The following is an 18,597-nucleotide window of genomic DNA, read 5'->3' on the forward strand; positions in this document are numbered from 1 at the left end:
TTGATGCGACGCCGATGACTCCTCACATGTTGATCATGTGCCCGACGAGCCCGTGGAACGACTCCTGCAGCGCCTCCGACAGCGTCGGGTGGGTGTGCACGTTGCGCGCGAGCTCGAGGGCCCCGAGGTCCCACTTCTGGGCCAGCGTGAGTTCGGGCAGCAGCTCCGAGACGTCGGGGCCGACGAGGTGACCGCCGAGGAGCTCGAGGTGCTGCGTGTCGGCGACGAGCTTCACGAACCCCACCGGGTCGCCGAGGCCGTTCGCCTTGCCGTTCGCGGTGAACGGGAACTTGGCGACGACCACGTCGTGCCCCTCGTCGCGGGCCTGCTGCTCGGTGAGGCCGAAGCTCGCGACCTGCGGCGAGCAGAACGTCGCGCGCGGCATCATCCGGTAGTCGCCGAACTCCATGGTCTCGGCGTCGCCGATCGTCTCGGCCGCGACGACGCCCTGGGCCTCGGCGACGTGGGCGAGCATGAGCTTGGCGGTGACGTCGCCGATCGCGAAGATGTGCGGCACGTTCGTGCGCATCCGCTCGTCGATGGCGATCGCGCCGCGCTCGGTGAGCTGTACCCCGGTGTTCTCGAGCCCGAAGCCCTCGACGTTCGGCGCGAACCCGACCGAGATGAGCGCCTTCTCGACCTCGAGCGAGCCGGGCTGTCCGTCGGCGCCCGTGTACGTCACGGCGACGGACGATCCCTGATCGACGACCGTCTCGACCTTCGTCGACGCGAGGATCGGGATCCCGAGGTTGCGGTACTGACGGGTGATCTCCTTCGACACCTCGACATCCTCGTTGGGGAGCGCGCGGTCGAGGAACTCGATGACCGTGACCTCGACGCCGTAGTTCCGCATCACGTAGGCGAACTCCATGCCGATCGGGCCCGCGCCGACGATCGCGATCGAACGGGGCAGCTCGCGGGTGAGGATCTGCTCCTCGTAGGTGACGACGTTCTGCGAGAGCTGCACGCCGGGCAGGAGCCGCACCTTGGATCCGGTCGCGATGATCGCGTTGCGGAACGCGAGCGTCTCGACCGTGCCGTCGGCCTTGGTCACGTCGAGCGAGTTCGCGTCGCGGAACGTGCCGCGCCCGTCGAACTCGGTGATCCCGTTCTTCTTCATCAGGAAGTGCACGCCCTTGACGTGCTTCTCCGACACCTGGCGGCTCCGGTCGAACGCGACGCCGAAGTCGAACGACACGTCGCCCGAGATGCCGAAGGTCGCGGCCTGGTCGTGGAAGATGTGCGCGAGCTCGGCATTGCGCAAGAGCGCCTTCGAGGGGATGCAGCCGACGTTGAGGCAGACACCGCCCCAGTACCGCTCCTCGACGACGGCCACCTTGAGGCCGAGTTGTGCGGCGCGGATGGCGGCGACGTACCCGCCGGGACCCGCACCGAGGACGACGACATCGAACTGTTGGGCCATGCGGGCCAGCATAGGTCGGTCGTCGCCGCGCCGTCGGGTGTGATCGGTCACGGCCGCCCGCCTGCCAACGTTCGGCGGGTTCCGGACATCGCGTCCGGCCGGCCTCGCGGCGACTGCGGCGTGGACGTACCGTGAGGCGGTGGACACCCGAACCTCGACCCCGAACACCGCCGCCGCGCCATCCGTCTCCACCTCGGCCTCGCCGCGGCGCCGCGTCGGCGGCCTCCGCACGTGGGCGCAGTTCCTCGCCGCGGGCCTCGTGTGGGGCGCGAGCTTCCTCTTCATCGCCGTCGCGCTGACCGGACTCTCGTTCACCCAGGTCGCCTGGGCGCGCGTCGTGCTCGGGGCCGTCACACTGGGCCTCGTGGTGCTCGTCAGCCGCCCTCGCGTCGACGGCGGCCCGGTGCTGCCGCGCGAACCGGTCGTCTGGCTGCACTTCCTCGTCATCGGGGTGACCGGATGCGTCGTCCCGTTCCTCCTGTTCGCATGGGCGCAGCAGTCGGTGACCTCGAGCATGGCCTCGATCCTCAACGCGACCACGCCGATCATGACGGCGATCATCGCGACGCTCGCCTTCCGGGTGGAGCGCCTCGACGCGTCCCGATGGCTCGGGGTGCTGGTCGGCATCATCGGCGTGGCGATCATCATCGCGCCGTGGAACACGGAGCTCGGCGGCGACCTCGCGGGCCAGCTCGCGATCCTCGGTGCGACCGCGTGCTACGGCGTGATGTTCGGGTACACGCGGCGGTTCCTGAGCGGACGGCCCATCGCGGCGACGACGTTCGCGTTCCTGCAGGTCGGCACGGCCGGCGCCGTCATGCTGCTGCTGACGCCATGGCTCGCGGCGGGGCCGGTCCGGCTCGACGCGGCGATCGTGGTGTGCCTCGCGGTCCTCGGCATCGCCGGCACGGGGCTCGCCTATGTGTGGAACATCGGCGTCATCCGCGACTGGGGGCCCACCAACGCGTCGACGGTCACGTACGTGACGCCGGTCGTCGGGGTGGTGCTGGGCGTGCTGATCCTGCGCGAGCCGCTGACGTGGAACGAACCGGTGGGAGCGCTCGTCGTCATGGCCGGCATCCTGCTGGCGCAGGGCCGGGTGCGGATGCCGCGCCGCGCCACCGCACGCGCCTGAGCCGTCGCGCGCTCCACCGCGCCATCCGCTCGCCCTCGCACCCGATCGCTCCGCACTGCGGGGTCTTGCGAAATACCCCCGAGGGGTATAACGTTGCGAATCGACATACCCCCTTGGGGTACCATCGATCCATCCGAGATGAGACAAGGAGTTCCACGATGAGCGAGCGCGAGTACCAGGTGACCGGCATGACCTGCGGCCACTGCGAGCTGTCGGTGCGCGAAGAGGTCGAGCAGCTCCCCGGCGTCACGGACATCCGCGTGTCCGCGTCCGCCGGACGGCTCGCGATCACCGCCCCGGCCGACCTCGACGACGCCGGCGTCATCGCCGCGGTCGAGGAGGCCGGCTACGCCGCCGTGCGCGTCTGACGCGACGTGCACACGGCAGCCAGGCTGGGGCTGTTCGCGGCGGGTGCGGCCGCGGTCTTCACCGTCGCACTCGTCGCGGCCCCGCTCATCATCCCGGCCGACGCGTCGGCCGCCTGGACCTCGAACGAGGACGAGCACATGGACACCACCGAAGTCGGGCACGGCGCGCACGCCGGCGCCGCGGCATCCGGATCGGCGCCGATCGCCGCCGCCGACGTGCGAGGCCTGTCGGTCTCGCAGCGCGGCTACACGCTCGCGGCACTCGGCGCACCGACGGCGGCCGACGAGGCCGGCGAGATCTCGTTCGCGATCGCGGATGCCTCGGGCGCCCCGCTCACGGCCTACCAGACCGCCCATGAGAAGCGGTTGCACCTCATCGTCGTGCGCACCGACGGCGCGCACTTCCGCCACGTGCACCCCGAGCTCGCCGACGACGGCACGTGGACGGTCCCCTTCACGTTCGACGCGGCCGGCACGTACCGCGTCTTCGCCGACTTCGTCCCCGCGGCGCTCGCCGAGACCGTCACGCTGACGAGCACGGTCGAGGTCGCCGGCGCCTTCGCGCCCGAGCCGCGCACAGCCGACTCGACCACGGCGACCGTCGACGGCATCACGGTCGAACTGGCCGGCGACCTCGCAGCGGGCGCCGAGCGCGAACTCACCTTCACCGTCACGCGCGGCGGCGAACCCGTGACGACGCTCGAGCCGTACCTCGGCGCCTACGGGCACCTCGTCGCGCTGCGGCAGGGCGATCTCGCCTACCTGCACGTGCACCCCATGGGCGAGCCCGGCGACGGCGTCACCGACCCCGGACCCGAGATCGCCTTCATGGCGACGGCGCCCACGGCCGGGCGGTACCTGCTCTACCTCGACCTGCAGCTCGACGGTCGGGTGCTCAGCGTGCCGTTCGTGCTCACCGCGACCGGCGAGGCGACGGACGGCGCCGACGGCGGCGGGCACGACGACGAGGCGTCGCTCAAGCCCGCGGAGCCGGCGCACGCGGAGGAGCACGGATGACGACCGATCTCGCGACATCCGGCCCCGCCGAGGCGAATGCCGAGCGCACGCTCGAACTCGAGATCGGCGGCATGACCTGCGCGTCGTGCGCCATGCGCATCGAGAAGAAGCTGAACAAGCTCGACGGCGTCACCGCAACGGTCAATTACGCGACCGAGAAGGCGCGCGTGACGGCGCCCGACGGCGTCGGCACCGCCGAGCTCATCGCGACCGTGGAGGCCGCGGGGTACCGGGCGGAGCTGCCGGCGCCGCCCGCGCCGCCCGTGCCGACCGCTGGTGATGACACGGGCGCCCGCAGCGGTGCGGAGTCCCGCGCCGACGCCGAGCTGCGCTCGCTGCGCACGCGACTCATCGCCTCGGTCGTGCTGAGCGTCCCGGTGATCCTCCTCGCGATGGTCCCCGCCTGGCAGTTCACGTACTGGCAGTGGGCGTCGCTCGCGCTCGCCGCACCGGTCGTGACGTGGGCGGCCTGGCCGTTCCACCGCGCCGCGCTCGTCAACCTGCGCCACGGCGCCGCCACGATGGACACGCTCGTCTCGCTCGGCGTGACCGCCGCGTTCGCGTGGTCGCTCTACGCACTTTTCCTCGGCACGGCGGGCGAGCCCGGCATGGTGCACGGGTTCGAGCTCACGGTCGCGCCGAGCGACGGCGCCGCGAACCTCTACCTCGAGGTCGCCGCGGGCGTGACGATGTTCGTGCTCCTCGGCCGCTATCTCGAGAAGCGCTCGAAGCGCGCGGCGGGCGCCGCCCTGCGCGCGCTGCTCGAGCTCGGCGCGAAGGACGTCGCCGTGCTCCGTGACGGCGTCGAGACGCGAATCGCCGTCGAGCAGCTCGCTGTCGGCGACGAGTTCGTCGTGCGCCCCGGCGAGAAGATCGCGACCGACGGCGTCGTGGTCGACGGCCGGAGCGCGATCGACGCGTCGCTCGTGACCGGCGAGTCGGTGCCCGTCGAGGTCGAGGCCGGCGACGCCGTCATCGGCGCGACGGTCAACGCGGGCGGGCGGCTCGTGGTGCGCGCCACCCGAGTCGGCGCTGACACGCAGCTCGCGCAGATGGCCCGGCTCGTCGAGGACGCGCAAGCCGGCAAGGCGCAGGTGCAGCGGCTCGCCGACCGCGTCGCGGGCGTGTTCGTTCCCGTCGTCATCCTGATCGCCGTCGGCACGCTGGGCATGTGGCTCGGCGGCGGCTTCCCGCCCGAGGCGGCATTCACGGCCGCGGTCGCGGTGCTCATCATCGCGTGCCCGTGCGCACTCGGCCTCGCGACGCCGACGGCGCTGCTCGTCGGCACCGGCCGCGGCGCGCAGCTCGGCGTGCTCATCAAGGGACCCGAGGTGCTCGAGTCCACGCGCCGTGTCGACACGATCGTGCTCGACAAGACGGGCACGGTCACGAGCGGGCGGATGTCGCTCGCCGGGGTCCACGCCGCCGACGGCGTCGACGAGGCCGAGCTGCTGCGCCTCTCGGGCGCCCTCGAGCATGCGTCCGAGCACCCGGTTGCGAAGGCGATCGCGGATGGCGCAGCGGCGCGTGTCGGCGCCCTGCCGACGCCCGAGTCCTTCGAGAACCGTCCGGGGCTCGGCGTGCACGGCATCGTCGACGGGCGCCTCGTGCTCGTGGGCCGGCCCGCGCTGCTCGCCGAGTGGGCGATCGAGCCCGACGCGCGGGTCGCGGCATCCGTCGTCGCCGCCGAGGCCGAGGGTCGCACCGCGGTGATCGTCGCGTGGGACGGCGCCGTGCGCGGCGCGCTCAGCGTCGCCGACGCCGTCAAGCCCACGAGCGCCGACGCCGTCGCGCGCCTGCGTGGGCTCGGACTCGAGCCGATCCTGCTCACGGGCGACAACGAGACGGTCGCCCGGCGGGTCGCGGCCGAGGTCGGCATCGAGCGCGTGATCGCCGAGGTACTCCCCGCCGACAAGGCGGCCGTGGTCGCCCAGTTGCAGGGCGAGGGCCGCTCGGTCGCGATGGTCGGCGACGGGGTCAACGACGCGGCCGCGCTCGCACAGGCCGACCTCGGCATCGCGATGGGCACGGGCAGCGACGTCGCGATCGAGGCCGCCGACCTCACGCTCGTGCGCGGCGACCTGCTCGCGGCGGTCGATGCGATCCGGCTGTCCCGCCGCACGCTCGGCGTCATCCGGGGCAACCTGTTCTGGGCGTTCGCCTACAACGTCGCGGCGATCCCGCTCGCGGCCCTCGGCCTGCTCAACCCCATGCTGGCGGGGGCGGCGATGGCGTTCTCGAGCGTGTTCGTCGTCGGCAACAGCCTGCGCCTGCGCGCCTTCCGCTCGGCGCTCGGGAACACCGGCGCCTGAGTGGCCGTAGGGTCGAAGCATGACCGCCGAGACCCCTGCCGCCCCGATCGACGAGCGCGACGCCGCGATGACGGAGCTGCTCGGCATCCGCTCGAGCATCGACAACATCGATGCGGCGCTCATCCACCTCCTCGCCGAGCGGTTCAAGTTCACGCAGCAGGTCGGGCGCCTGAAGGCCGAGCACGGCCTGCCGCCGAGCGATCCCGACCGCGAGAAGCGCCAGATCGCTCGGTTGCGCTCGCTCGCCGAGGACGCCCACCTCGATCCGGCGTTCGCCGAGAAGTGGTTCAACTTCGTGGTCGCCGAGGTCATCCGTCACCACGAGGAACTCGCCGACGCGAACGGCGCGGAGGGCCTGTGAGCTGGTACCCCGTCCCGATCCCGTCCCAGGCGGGCCGGTCGGTGCTCGTCACCGGGGCGAACGCGGGGCTGGGGTTCTTCACGTCGGCGCGGCTGGCGCGGGCCGGCGCGCACGTGACGCTCTCGGGCCGCAGCGCCGAGCGGCTCGCCGCGGCGGTCGCCGCCATCCGGGCGCGGATGCCGCGCGCCGACGTCGACTCGCTCGTCATCGACACCTCGTCGCTCGAGTCGGTGCGGGTCGGCGCCGAGCGATTGCTCGACCGGGCTCCGCTCGACGCGGTCGTGCTCAACGCCGGGATGGTGCACACGCCCGCCGCGCGACTCGAGAGCGTCGACGGCAACGAGCTGGTGCTCGCGACGAACGTGCTCGGTCACTTCGCGCTGCTCGCGCACGTGCTGCCGCACCTCGCGACCGGCGCGCGTCTCGTGACGATCGGGTCGCTCTCGACGCGATTGTCGACGTTCCGCGTCGACGACCTGCAGCTGCAGCGGTCGTACGACGCCTGGCGCGCGTACGCGCAGTCGAAGATCGCGTCGACGTCGATCGCGTTCGAGCTCGACCGCCGACTGCGTCGCGCGGCAGTGGATGGCGCCGAGGCGGTGGGAGCGGCATCCGCGATGCCCCGCGTGCACAGCCTCGTGGCCCACCCCGGCTACTCGATCTCGGGGCGGACGCCGCGCGTGCCGGGCGTCAACGAGCCCACGCGTCTCGACCGATTCGCCGACGCCCTGCAGGCGCCGTTCGCGCAGGGCAAGCATCGCGGCGCCGAGCCCATCGTGCACGCCGTCGTGGCCGACGACGTGGAGGGCGGGCAGTTCTGGGGGCCGCAGTACGCGACCAAGGGACCGCCCCGGCTCGCGATGCCCACGCGCACCTCACGTGATCCGCGGGTGGGCGCCCGGGTCTGGGCCTTCGCCGAGCAGGCGACGGGACTCGTGCTCGATCCGGCGCGGGTGGGGTCGTGATCCGCGGGGCGATCGGCCGCTGGTGGTCGAAACCGGGCGTGCGATTGCGGATCGCACGCGTGCTCGTCGTGGTCGGGGCCGCGCTCGGGCTCATCGGCGTGCTCACGGCGCGCTACGGACTGCTGTTCGCGGGCATCATCGTCGTCGGCCTCGCCGCCGGACTCGGACCGGCGCGCATCCGCAAGCGCCCGGGCGACACGGGGGAGTCACGATGATCAGTCGCGAGCTGGCCCTGCAACTGCGCGACGCGGGCCTGGTCTGGCACCCCGAGTCGGGCGACCGCTTCCAGCTCGACCTGCCGAGCGACGTCGAGGCCGACGTCGAAGCCGACACCTTCACGGTCAGCGAGATGACGATCGAGACCCGCCGTTATCCGACGGGTCCGATCCTCGCGTTCAACGGCACGACCGAGTGGGCGCTCGACTCCGTCGCGCTCGCCGACGCCGTGTGGCTCCCGCGCGAGGACCAGCTCCGCGAGCTGCTGCGCGCGACGTTCCGCGGGCTGCGGCGCCTCACCGACGCGTTCGAGGTCGAGGTCGAACTCGGCGGCGAGCGCCGCCGCTTCGAGCACCCCGATGCATCCGAGGCCTATGGGATGGCGCTGCTCGCGCTCATCGAGCGCACGCGCTGAGTCGCGGTCGACCTGGCGCGTACCGCCGTGGACCATCCGTCGTCGCCCGCGCGTACCGCCTCGGGCCCGCCGCAGGTCACCCGCCGACGCACGCGCCGCTCCTGTTGCCCCACCCCACCCCAGCCCGCGCGTGCTGGCGGCGGCGAAGGCTGTTCCCGCTCGACGATGCCATCTGCGCTCAGGGAAATCGCGGTCGCCTGAGTTCAGGGGTAACGCGAAGGGCACGCCGCATCGCCGCTACGGGCTCGGCGTCTTCGGCGTCGACGCGTGCAACGTGCCCGACCAGGCACTCCTGGCCGGGCACGCAGCGTGTCACGCGGACTGCAGCGCCTTGGCCTTGAGCGACTCGTACTCGGCCTGGGTGATCGCGCCGCTGTCGAGGAGCCGCTTGGCGGACTCGATCTCGGCGGATGCCGACTGCCCCGATCCCGCGACCGATCGGATGTAGTCGGCCTGCTGGGCGTTCATCGCCTGGGCGCGCTCCATGTTCCGCTGGGTCATGCTCTGCCCGCGCGCGATCAGGTAGATGAACGCGGCCAGGAACGGGAAGAACACCAGGAAGATCACCCACAGCGCCTTGGCCCAGCCGTTGAGCGTCGGGTCTCGGAAGATGTCGATGAACACCGTGATGAAGATCCAGATGCACGCGACGATGACGTAGAACCAGAAGATCCAGACCAGGAAGTCCCAGAAGTTGTTCACGGCGTTCCCTTTCCTCGGTGCGGGTGAGGGTCACTCCCGCGTGGCTCGACGCTAGCCATGGATCGCTCGCGTGTATGGGTCTTTCGGCACTGTCGTTCGGCGAGTTCGAGTGCCGAATAGGCTCGGGGGCATGGGCGAGGCGGATGGCTCGGCGGCGGTCGCGCGGGCACGCGACGCCGTTGCGCGCGCCGTGCAGGCGCTCGGCGAGGCATCCGCCCGCACCGAGACGCTCGCCGAGTTCGTGCCGTCGCGGCGGGTCCTCGGCATGCCGCGTGCGCCGCGCATGCGGGTGATCGGTCCCGTGTGGCGCCTCGGCGTGCTGCTGCTCGACGCCGACGGCCGCGTGTACGGCACGGGTCGCGTCATCCGTGCCGAGCGCGCAGCGCGCAAGAGCGTCACGGCCGAGTCGGTCGCCGTGCAGCGCGCGTACCGAGCGGCCGCCGTCAAGGGCGGCATCGCCGAGGGCACGACGGTCGTGTTCGACGCCGAGCCGGTCGAGCTGGACGCCGCGGTGCTCGCGGCCGACGCGACCTCCGGCCCGCTCGTGCTGACCAGCGGCGCCGACGGATCGTCGCAGCTCGCCGTGCGTTGGAATCCGGCGCGCGACGACGCGCTCATCCCGTTCGAGTCGTACCTCGCCGAGCGCGTCGACCTCCTCCTGAACCCGCCCCAGGGGGCGTGACCCGCACGTCAGCGCGTGGGATCGGGGTGCTCGTCGCCGGCGTCGGTGCGTGACGGCCGCTGCTCGGACTCGGCGATCGACTCGATCACCGAGTCCTGAAGCCCGCGCTGGCCGGTGTGCAGCTCCTGGTAGGTCTCGCCCGCGCCCATGATCGGGCCGAATGCCGCGCGCCACCGCCGGCCGCGCGGCGCGCGCACGGCCCGGACGGCCATGCCCACCACGAGCGCCGCGCCGAACACTGCGATGAGGATGCCGACGACCGCCTCCACGCTCAGAACCCGAACGTCGTGATCGCGGGGAGTCCGCCGTCGCGCCAGCCCTCGAGGGCGAACCGCTCATGGTGCACGAGGCGCTCGGGCAGCGCGTCGAGCTCGAACCACTCGAGGGCGCTCGCCTTCTCCTCCTGCAGCGACGGGATGCCGCGCCACGACCGGGCCGCGAAGAAGAGGTCGATGCGCTGGTCGACGGGCAGCCCCGTGGGTGCTGTGCGGTGCATGGCCGTGATGGGCTCGAGCGTCGACTCGTCGACCTCGACCCCGATCTCCTCGAGGACCTCGCGGACGGCGCCGGCCGTCACGGTCTCGCCGAACTCGACGTGCCCCGCTGCCGACGCGGCCCACCAGCCGTCGTAGTAGCCCGTGGCCTCGCGCCGCTGCAGGAGCACGCGATCGGCGTCGACGAGGAAGACGTACGCCGCCGGGATGAGGGCGAACCCGCCGTGCGCGGCCGCATACCCCTCGGGATACGCCTGACGTGCGTCCCCGTCGTTCGCAGCCGGCATCCGTCACCCCGTCTCGTCGATCGGATGACGCGACCCTACCGCGTGCCGCCGAGCGGAGCCTGCGCTCGAACCGACCGGCTAGGGTGAAACGATCGAGATTCGCGGGAGGACGTGGCGCGTGCAGCTCACGATCATCGTGCCGACGTTCAACGAGGGACCGAACGTCGCCGAGCTCGTCCGCAGGGTCGAGGCCGCCGTGACGGGGATCGACGCCGAGATCGTCTTCGTCGACGACTCCACCGACGACACCCCGGCGGTCATCGGGCGCGTGGCCGCCGAGACGGCGCTGCCCGTGCGGTGCATCCACCGCGCCGATCCGGTCGGCGGACTCGGCGGTGCGGTCGTGGCCGGCGCCGCGGCGTCGACCGCCACGCTCTGCCTCGTCATGGACGGCGACCTGCAGCATCCGCCCGAGGTGATCCCCGACCTGGTCGCGCGAGCACTCGCGGGCGATGTCGATCTCGTGGTCGCCTCGCGCTATGCGGGCGGCGGGCGGGCTGCCGGTCTCTCGGGATGGCTGCGTCACGCCGTCTCGCGCACCGCGACCCTGGTGACGAAGGCCATGTTCCCCGTCCGGCTGCGCGACACCAGCGACCCTATGACGGGCTTCTTCGTGTTCGCCCGCGAGCGGGTCGACCTCTCGGTGCTCAGGCCGACCGGCTTCAAGATCCTGCTCGAGATGCTCGTGAGCCAGCCCCTCCGCATCGCCGAGGTGCCCTTCGAGTTCGCGCCGCGCCATGCCGGCTCGTCGAAGGCGACGCTGCGTCAGGGCCTGCGCTTCGCCCGCCAGCTCGCGCACCTGCGATTCGGCCTCATGTCGGGCTTCGCGGTCATCGGTGCCATCGGCATCGTCGTCAACGCGCTCATCGTCTGGGCGCTCACCAGCATGGGGATGGACTGGCTCCCCGCCGCCATCATCGCGACCGAGGTGACGATCGTCGGCAACTTCGCGCTGCAGGAGCTCTCGGTCTTCCGCGAGCTGCGCCACGACGCGCGGCCGTTGCCGACGCGGTTCGGGCTCGCCTTCGCGTTCAACAACGCCGAGGCGGTCGTGCGGATCCCCGTCGTCTACCTCATGGTCGACTCGGGCCGGTTCACCGCGGTGCTCGCGACCGTCATCACGCTCGCCGTGGCGTTCGTCGCGCGGTTCACGTTCCAGTCGCTCGTGGTCTACCGGCCGCGGGCCGTCGCCGCCCGGCGAGCAGCGGCCGACGCGCGCCGCGTCGACGCGCGAGCCCCGAAGTAGCGCCCGCGCGCCCGCGCGCCCGCGGAGCGCGCGAGATGCCACTTCGGCGGGTGCGCGGACCCCGCGACCCGGCCGAAGTGGCAATTCGATGCCCGGCCGCGGGCCGGTGAGCGTCAGTACCCGACGACAGGGCCGAACGCGTCGGCGAGCGGGGCCCGATTGAGGCCGCGCAGCTCGTCGACCGACACCGTGAACGCGTCCTGCACCTCGAGCGCCTGCGACGCGGCATCCGTCACGCCGATGCGCCGCACCGGGTAGCCCCGGCCCTCGCACAGTCCGCGGAAGCGCACGTCGTCCTCACGGGGGACGCTCACGATCACGCGACCGGTCGACTCCGAGAAGAGCGCGGTCGCAAGGTCGATGCCGGCGTCCTCGGTGACTTCGCCGAGGAAGACGCGCGCGCCGACGCCGAAGCGGTTCACGGCCTCGGCGAGCGCGATCGCAAGACCGCCGTCGGAGAGGTCGTGCGCGGAGTCGATCAGGCCCTCGAGCGCCGCCGCCTGCAGCAGCTCGGCGAGCTGCTTCTCGCGCGCGAGGTCGACGTACGGCGGACGGCCGCCGAGGTGGTCGTGCACGACGCCGGCCCAGGCCGAGCCGTCGAGCTCGGCGTATGTGTCGCCGAGGAGGTAGATGTTGTGGCCGTCGTCCTGCCAGCCCGAGGGGATGCGGCGCGCGACGTCGTCGATCACGCCGAGCACCGCGACGACCGGGGTCGGGTGGATCGGCACGTCGCCGGTCTGGTTGTAGAACGACACGTTGCCGCCGGTGACGGGTATGCCGAGCTCGAGGCATCCGTCGGCCAGGCCCTCGACGGACTGGGCGAACTGCCACATGACCTCGGGGTTCTCGGGGGAGCCGAAGTTGAGGCAGTCGGAGACGCCCATGGGCTTCGCGCCCGTGACGGCGACGTTGCGGTACGCCTCGGCGAGCGCGAGCTGCGCACCGGCGCGCGGGTCGAGCTGCGAGTAGCGCCCGTTCGCGTCGGTCGCGACCGAGACACCGAGGCCCGACTCCTCGTCGACGCGGATCATGCCCGCGTCGTCGGGCGAGGCCAGGGCCGTGTTGCCGAGCACGTAGTGGTCGTACTGGTTCGTGATCCACGCGGCGTCGGCCTGATTGGCCGAGCCCACCAGCTGCAGGAACTGCGCGCGCAGCTCGTCGCCGGCGTCGTCGGCGGGGCGCGCCAGCGACTCGGTCGTGTCGGCCTGCAGCGCGTCGAGGTACGAGGGGTAGGCGACCGGGCGCTCGTACACCGGACCGTCGACGGCGACCGTGCGCGGGTCGACGTTCACGATCTCCTCGCCACGCCAGGTGATCGACAGGCGGCCGGTGTCGGTGACCTCACCGAGCACGGAGGTCTCGACATCCCACTTCCTCACGACCTCCATGAAGCCGTCGAGCTTCTCGGGGCGCACGATGGCCATCATGCGCTCCTGGCTCTCGGACATCAGGATCTCTTCGGGCGTGAGCGTGGGGTCGCGCAGCAGCACCTCGTCGAGCACGATCGACATGCCGCCATCGCCGTTCGACGCGAGCTCGGACGTCGCGCACGAGATGCCCGCCGCGCCGAGGTCCTGGATGCCCTCGACGAGGTCGCCCGCGAACAGCTCGAGGCAGCACTCGATAAGCACCTTCTCGGCGAACGGGTCGCCGACCTGCACCGCGGGACGCTTGGTGGGGCCGCCCTCGGCGAACGTGTCGGACGCGAGGATCGACGCGCCGCCGATGCCGTCGCCGCCGGTGCGGGCGCCGAAGAGCACGACCTTGTTGCCGGTGCCCTTCGCGTTGGCGAGGTGCAAGTCCTCGTGCCGCATCACGCCGACCGCGAGCGCGTTCACGAGCGGGTTGGCCTGGTACACCGGGTCGAACCACGTCTCGCCGCCGATGTTCGGCAGGCCGAGGCAGTTGCCGTAGAAGCTGATGCCCGCGACCACGCCGTGCACCACGCGCGCCGTGTCGGGGTGGTCGATCGCGCCGAACCGCAGCGCGTCCATGACGGCCACCGGGCGCGCGCCCATCGAGATGATGTCACGCACGATGCCGCCGACGCCGGTGGCGGCGCCCTGGAACGGCTCGATGTACGACGGGTGGTTGTGCGACTCGATCTTGAAGGTGACGGCCCAGCCCTCGCCGATGTCGAGCACACCGGCGTTCTCGCCCATGCCCACCATCAGGTGCTGCTTCATCTCGGGCGTGACCTTCTTGCCGAACTGGCGCAGGTAGACCTTCGAGGACTTGTAGGAGCAGTGCTCGCTCCACATGACCGAGTACATCGCGAGCTCGGCGCTCGTGGGACGGCGGCCGAGGATGTTGCGGATGCGCTCGTACTCGTCGGGCTTCAGGCCGAGCGCCGCGTACGGCTGCTCCTTCTCGGGCGTGGTCGCGGCGACCTCGACGGTGTCGAGCCGCGCGGTGCGGGGCGCCTCGATGAGCTCGGCGTCGGCCGCGGCCGGGTCGCCCGGCTCCACGGTCTGGCTGGCAGCGGTGGGCGAGGTCTCAGTGGTCACGGGTGGCGAGCTCCAGAAGGTGGCGGCGAGCGGATGCCGCGGGGCGGATGCCGGACCCGCCCAGTCTACCGACGCTGCTCAGGTGAGCAGCCCGGGCCCCGCACCCCTCCCACGTCCGGTGTGGACACTCGTTGTGGGTGCTCTCGCCGATGCACCCGCGACCACGGTCTTCACGACGAGACGACGAGACGGCGAGGCTATTCGGCGCGGGAGAACGCGGACGCGCGGTCGACCTGGTCGCGCGTGAGCGCGACGCCGGTATAGCGCTCGAACTGGCGTGCCGCCTGCAGCGCGATGACCTCGGCTCCCGTGATGACGCGCTTGCCCGCTGCCCGCGCGGCGGAGATGAGGGGCGTCTCGGCAGGAAAGGCGACCACGTCGAAGACGACCGACGCGCGCTCGACGAAGGATTCGTCGAAGGCCAGCGCCGCGGCATCCGCCCCCTGCATGCCGAGCGGGGTGACGTTGACGATGACGTCGAAGGATGGCTCGGGCTCCTCGCCGGCCCAGGCGTAGCCGTACTTCTCCGCGAGCGCCGGGCCCGCCTCGGCGTTGCGGGCGAGGACGGTGAGGTCGTCGAACCCAGCGCCGCGGAACGCCGCGACGACCGCCTTGGCCATGCCGCCCGATCCGCGCACGACGACGCGAGCCGTCGGGTCGAGCCCGTGCTCGGCGATGAGCTGCGCAACCGCCTCGTAGTCGGTGTTGGATGCCGAGAGCCGGCCGCCGTCGTTCACGATGGTGTTGACGGACTCGATGGCCGCGGCCGATTCCTCCACCACGTCGACGAGCGGGATCACGGCCTCCTTGAACGGCATCGACACCGAGCAGCCGCGGAAGCCGAGCGCGCGCATGCCGAGGATCGCGCCCTCGAGGTCGTTCGTCGTGAACGCCTTGTAGAGGAAGTTCAGGCCGAGCTCGTCGTAGAGGAAGTTGTGAAACCGGGTGCCGAGGTTCGACGGGCGACCGGAGAGCGAGATGCAGACCTGCATGTCCTTGTTGAGGATCGGCATGCCGCCATTCTCGCCTGCGGGGCCATGGGGCATTGTTGTGAGAGCGCTCTCTTGTGCCTACGCGGCGGTGAGAGTGTTCCGACCCCGGATGGCGCTCCATCCGGCCGATCGCCCTGCTCGCCAATGTTTGCAACAGGCTTGTGCCGCACGTCACGACCCGTTTAGCCTGTCCGAGACCACCTCGGTCGATCCATCCTCAACTGCAATGGAGCACGAATGGACTCGAAAATGAGAGCGCTCTCACGCCGGAGCGTGGGAGCGCTGGTGGCCGGCGCCGTCGTCGCCGTCCCATTGGCGACCGCCGTCCCGGCATCCGCGGCCGGTAGCGTCGCGGTCATCGCCGACTTCGAGGGCGGCGCGCCCGACGGCTTCTTCTCGTACGGCTCGGCGGGCTTCGGCATCGTCGACGTCGCCGCGGACTCGGCCGAGGCGAAGCCCGGTCAGGCCGAGCCGACGAAGGTCGTCTCGTACGGCTGGGATGTCAGCGCACCGGGCTCGTTCGGCGGCGTCGGGCAGACCTTCGCCGGCTCCCGCGACTACTCGGCCTTCGATGGCGTGAGCCTGATGGTCGACGGTTCCGGCAACGGCGCGGCGTACCAGGTCGAGATCTTCGACGGCGGCCCCAACGCCGACGCGTCCGAGCGGTTCGATGTGACGGTCGTCGACGACACCGACGGCTGGAAGGAGGTGCGCCTGCCGTGGTCGGCCTTCGCCCGGGCGACCGACTACCAGCCGGGCGGCGCGCCGAACGACGGCCTCGGCCTCACCTCGCTGTGGGGCTACGCCATCCCCGCCGTGAACGGCGCCGACACCATCCGTGTCGATGACATCGCCGTGTACTCCGACACCGAGGTCACGCCGTCGGTGTCGTTCACCGCCCCCTCCGCCTCGGCGATCGAGGGCGACGCGCTCGATGTCGAGGTGCGCCTCGACATCGCGTCGTCCGCGCCCGTGACGGTCGAGCTCGGTGCGACCGACGGCACGGCCGTCGCGGGCGAGGACTACACCGACCCCGCGACCACGATCGATTTCGCCCCGGGTGAGACGAGCCGTACCGTGCAGCTCGCCACCACGGGCGACGACGCCGAGGAGCCCACCGAGACGTTCACGCTCGGGCTCGCGAACCCGAGCGGGGCGAACCTCGGCTCGACGGCGGCGTTCGAGGTCACCATCCTCGACGACGACGGCGAGGTCGTCGGGCCGCCCGACGGTCGCACCACGATCGTCGACGACCACGAGGCCGAGCTCGTCGAGGGTCAGGCCGGCGGGGTGCCGGTCGGCTGGTTCGCCGCGCAGGACCCCAGCAGCACGGTCGCTTTCGAACGCACGGATGCCGCGCCCGCCCCGGTTCCCGGCGCGCCCGCCGGCAACCACGCGCTCCGCGCCGACTACTCGGTGTCGTCGTACGGCGTCGTCATCCGCAACTTCACGAACGAGGCTGCCGACGCGTGGACGACCGAGGACTGGTCGACCTACGAGGGCATCGGGTTCTGGATGTACGGCAACGGATCCGGCACCGACCTCTTCCTCGACCTGCTCGACAATCGCACGCCGGGCTCGACGAAGGACGACGCCGAGCGGTTCGTCGTGTCGTTCTCCGACGACTGGCGCGGATGGCGCTTCCTCACGTTCGACTTCGACGAGTTCTCGCGCAAGGAGATCGGCAACGGCGCGCCGAACGACGGGCTCACGCTCACCGAGATGCACGGCTACGCGTTCGGCTCGCTGCGCACCACGACGCCGCAGACCTTCTTCTACGACGACGTGCTGGTCTACGGCGAGGCCGAGCCGCCGGCTCTGGCGCTCGGGTTCGACCGCGCCGGTTACGAGGTCGAGGAAGGCGAGGCCGCCACGGGCGTCGTCCGCCTGAACCGCGTCGCCGAGACCGACGTGACCGTCGACTGGGCCTCGTCGGCGACCGAGGCGCGCACCGCGACCGAGGACCTCTCGGCCACGGCCGACCGCGACTTCACGCCCGCGAGCGGGACCGTCACGATCCCGGCCGGCCAGCGGGAGGCCTCGATCGAGCTGCCCACGCTCGAGGACGCCAAGCACGAGGTCGACGAGACGTTCGTCGTGCGGCTCTCCGAGCCGGAGGGCGCCGAGCTCGGCTTCGGCCGCACCGCCACCGTCAGCATCCAGGACGACGATCCGGCCGACGCCGGCCTCGTCGACGACTTCGAGTCGACCCCCTGGCGCTTCGACACGACGGGCGACGCCGAGCTGACCACGCGCGAGATCGCTGCGGGCGACGCCGACTCCTACCTGGGCCAGGACGCGTACGAGCAGGTCGCCGACTTCGCGCACCGCGGCACCGCCACCATGTCGCGCGAGTTCGCGGGTGGCGAGGACTGGTCGGACGCCGAGGGCATCAGCCTGATGGTGAACGGCACCGGCAAGCCCACGCGCATCACCGTCGGCATCCAGGACGACCCGGCGCCCGACGCGGGCCCGGCGACCTGGGAGCTCGCGTGGAGCGACGAGTTCGACGGCCCTGCCGGTTCGCGCGCCAACCCCGAGAACTGGACGTACGAGACCGGCGGATGGGGCTGGGGCAACGACGAGCGCCAGTACTACACCGACAGCACCGACAACGCGGCGCTCGACGGCGACGGCCACCTCGTCATCACGGCCCGCGAGGTCGATCCGGCCACGACCGACCTCGAGTGCTGGTACGGGCCGTGCGAGGTCACGTCGGCGCGCCTGATCACCGAGCAGAAGCAGGAGTTCGAGTACGGACGCATCGAGTCGCGAGTGCAGTTGCCCGAGGGCAGCGGCATCTGGCCCGCGGTGTGGTCGCTCGGCACCGACTTCCGCGAGGTCGGCTGGCCGCAGACGGGCGAGATCGACATCATGGAGTACGTCGGCCGGCTGCCCAACGAGATCTTCGGCACCATCCACGGGCCGGGCTACTCGGGCGGCCAGTCGTACGGCGGCATCTACGACTTCGGTCAGCCGGTGCCCGACGGATGGCACGACTTCGCCGTCGAGTGGACTCCCGAGCGCATCACGTGGGAGGTCGACGGCATCGTCTACCACGAGGCCGACCCGGCCGACGTCGCCCCGAACGAGTGGGTGTTCGACCACCCGTTCTCGCTCATCACGAACGTCGCCGTCGGCGGCAACTTCGGCGGCACGCCCGGTGACGACCTGGTGTTCCCGCAGTCGCTGACGGTCGACTACGTGCGCGTCTACCAGGCGCCCGACACCGCCGAGCGCTTCACCGCGAGCGTCGTCGACCGTCGCGCCGGATGGCACGAGGTCACGATCCCGTTCGACGCGTTCACCCGCGCCGACGAGCAGCCCGCCGGCGCGCCCGACGACGGGCTCACGCTCACCGACGTGCGGGGCTACTCGCTGACGTTCGGCGGCAAGGGCACGACGACGCTCGACCGCGTGCGAGTCGAGTAGCGGATGCCGCGATCGGGGCGGGTGCACGCCATCCGCCCCGATC

17 protein-coding genes are annotated in these 18,597 nt (G+C 71.7%); 11 read left to right on the forward strand and 6 right to left on the reverse strand.

Annotation, left to right across the window (positions count from 1 at the left end; genetic code table 11):
• Nucleotides 1–22: 22 nt before the first annotated feature.
• Nucleotides 23–1,423: a dihydrolipoyl dehydrogenase gene (gene lpdA, locus BLT99_RS15945; RefSeq protein WP_092676547.1), complete on the reverse strand. Its 1,401-nt coding sequence runs from the start codon at nt 1,421–1,423 to the stop codon at nt 23–25.
• A 139-nt stretch (nt 1,424–1,562) separates the two neighbouring features.
• Between lpdA and BLT99_RS15950 the strand changes: the two genes are divergently transcribed.
• The 8 genes from BLT99_RS15950 (at nt 1,563) to BLT99_RS15985 (ending at nt 8,212) form a co-directional block, all read left to right on the forward strand.
• On the forward strand, nt 1,563–2,558 hold the full coding sequence (locus tag BLT99_RS15950; RefSeq protein WP_092674670.1) for a DMT family transporter: 996 nt from the start codon (nt 1,563–1,565) through the stop codon (nt 2,556–2,558).
• Nucleotides 2,559–2,716: 158 nt separating this feature from the next.
• The gene (locus BLT99_RS15955; RefSeq protein WP_092674673.1) at nt 2,717–2,926 is read left to right on the forward strand and encodes a heavy-metal-associated domain-containing protein; all 210 of its coding nucleotides are present in this window, start codon (nt 2,717–2,719) and stop codon (nt 2,924–2,926) included.
• Nucleotides 2,927–2,932: 6 nt separating this feature from the next.
• Nucleotides 2,933–3,943 carry a heavy-metal-associated domain-containing protein gene (locus BLT99_RS15960; RefSeq protein WP_188434384.1) on the forward strand — a complete coding sequence of 337 codons (1,011 nt, stop codon included), beginning with the start codon at nt 2,933–2,935 and terminating at the stop codon, nt 3,941–3,943.
• On the forward strand, nt 3,940–6,255 hold the full coding sequence (locus BLT99_RS15965) for a heavy metal translocating P-type ATPase (RefSeq protein ID WP_092674676.1): 2,316 nt from the start codon (nt 3,940–3,942) through the stop codon (nt 6,253–6,255). Before BLT99_RS15960 ends, BLT99_RS15965 begins: the two co-directional genes overlap by 4 nt.
• 19 nt (nt 6,256–6,274) lie before the next feature.
• Nucleotides 6,275–6,616, forward strand: a complete 342-nt coding sequence (locus tag BLT99_RS15970) for a chorismate mutase (RefSeq protein WP_092674679.1) — start codon at nt 6,275–6,277, stop codon at nt 6,614–6,616.
• Entirely contained in the window at nt 6,613–7,581 is a 969-nt protein-coding gene (locus BLT99_RS15975) for an SDR family NAD(P)-dependent oxidoreductase (RefSeq protein ID WP_092674682.1), read from the forward strand. Before BLT99_RS15970 ends, BLT99_RS15975 begins: the two co-directional genes overlap by 4 nt.
• 38 nt (nt 7,582–7,619) lie before the next feature.
• Nucleotides 7,620–7,796 carry a hypothetical protein gene (locus tag BLT99_RS15980; RefSeq protein ID WP_157675015.1) on the forward strand — a complete coding sequence of 59 codons (177 nt, stop codon included), beginning with the start codon at nt 7,620–7,622 and terminating at the stop codon, nt 7,794–7,796.
• A complete protein-coding gene (locus tag BLT99_RS15985) occupies nt 7,793–8,212 on the forward strand; it encodes a pilus assembly protein CpaE (protein ID WP_092674688.1) in 420 nt (139 codons plus the stop codon). The genes BLT99_RS15980 and BLT99_RS15985 overlap by 4 nt, the downstream gene beginning before the upstream one ends.
• A gap of 312 nt (nt 8,213–8,524) precedes the next feature.
• Here BLT99_RS15985 and BLT99_RS15990 read toward each other — a convergent pair whose 3' ends face one another.
• A complete protein-coding gene (locus BLT99_RS15990) occupies nt 8,525–8,914 on the reverse strand; it encodes an SHOCT domain-containing protein (RefSeq protein ID WP_092674691.1) in 390 nt (129 codons plus the stop codon).
• A 130-nt stretch (nt 8,915–9,044) separates the two neighbouring features.
• Between BLT99_RS15990 and BLT99_RS15995 the strand changes: the two genes are divergently transcribed.
• The gene (locus BLT99_RS15995) at nt 9,045–9,596 is read left to right on the forward strand and encodes a hypothetical protein (protein WP_092674694.1); all 552 of its coding nucleotides are present in this window, start codon (nt 9,045–9,047) and stop codon (nt 9,594–9,596) included.
• A gap of 8 nt (nt 9,597–9,604) precedes the next feature.
• On the opposite strand, the gene BLT99_RS16000 is transcribed toward BLT99_RS15995, so the two are convergent.
• On the reverse strand, nt 9,605–9,865 hold the full coding sequence (locus BLT99_RS16000) for a hypothetical protein (RefSeq protein ID WP_092674697.1): 261 nt from the start codon (nt 9,863–9,865) through the stop codon (nt 9,605–9,607).
• 2 nt (nt 9,866–9,867) lie between these two features.
• Entirely contained in the window at nt 9,868–10,377 is a 510-nt protein-coding gene (locus BLT99_RS16005; RefSeq protein WP_092674700.1) for an NUDIX domain-containing protein, read from the reverse strand.
• Between the two features lie 118 nt (nt 10,378–10,495).
• Between BLT99_RS16005 and BLT99_RS16010 the strand changes: the two genes are divergently transcribed.
• A complete protein-coding gene (locus tag BLT99_RS16010; protein WP_092674703.1) occupies nt 10,496–11,623 on the forward strand; it encodes a glycosyltransferase in 1,128 nt (375 codons plus the stop codon).
• Between the two features lie 113 nt (nt 11,624–11,736).
• On the opposite strand, the gene purL is transcribed toward BLT99_RS16010, so the two are convergent.
• Together purL and BLT99_RS16020 are read right to left on the reverse strand one after the other, a co-directional pair.
• Nucleotides 11,737–14,052, reverse strand: a complete 2,316-nt coding sequence (gene purL / locus BLT99_RS16015; protein ID WP_092676550.1) for a phosphoribosylformylglycinamidine synthase subunit PurL — start codon at nt 14,050–14,052, stop codon at nt 11,737–11,739.
• A gap of 275 nt (nt 14,053–14,327) precedes the next feature.
• Nucleotides 14,328–15,143, reverse strand: coding sequence for a shikimate 5-dehydrogenase (locus BLT99_RS16020; RefSeq protein ID WP_092674706.1), 816 nt, complete (start codon nt 15,141–15,143; stop codon nt 14,328–14,330).
• Between the two features lie 264 nt (nt 15,144–15,407).
• On the opposite strand from BLT99_RS16020, the gene BLT99_RS16025 reads away from it, so the two are divergent.
• Nucleotides 15,408–18,554: a carbohydrate binding domain-containing protein gene (locus BLT99_RS16025; protein ID WP_166670907.1), complete on the forward strand. Its 3,147-nt coding sequence runs from the start codon at nt 15,408–15,410 to the stop codon at nt 18,552–18,554.
• Nucleotides 18,555–18,597: the final 43 nt, after the last annotated feature.

Source organism: Agromyces flavus (assembly GCF_900104685.1).
GTDB classification, from domain to species: Bacteria; Actinomycetota; Actinomycetes; order Actinomycetales; family Microbacteriaceae; genus Agromyces; species Agromyces flavus.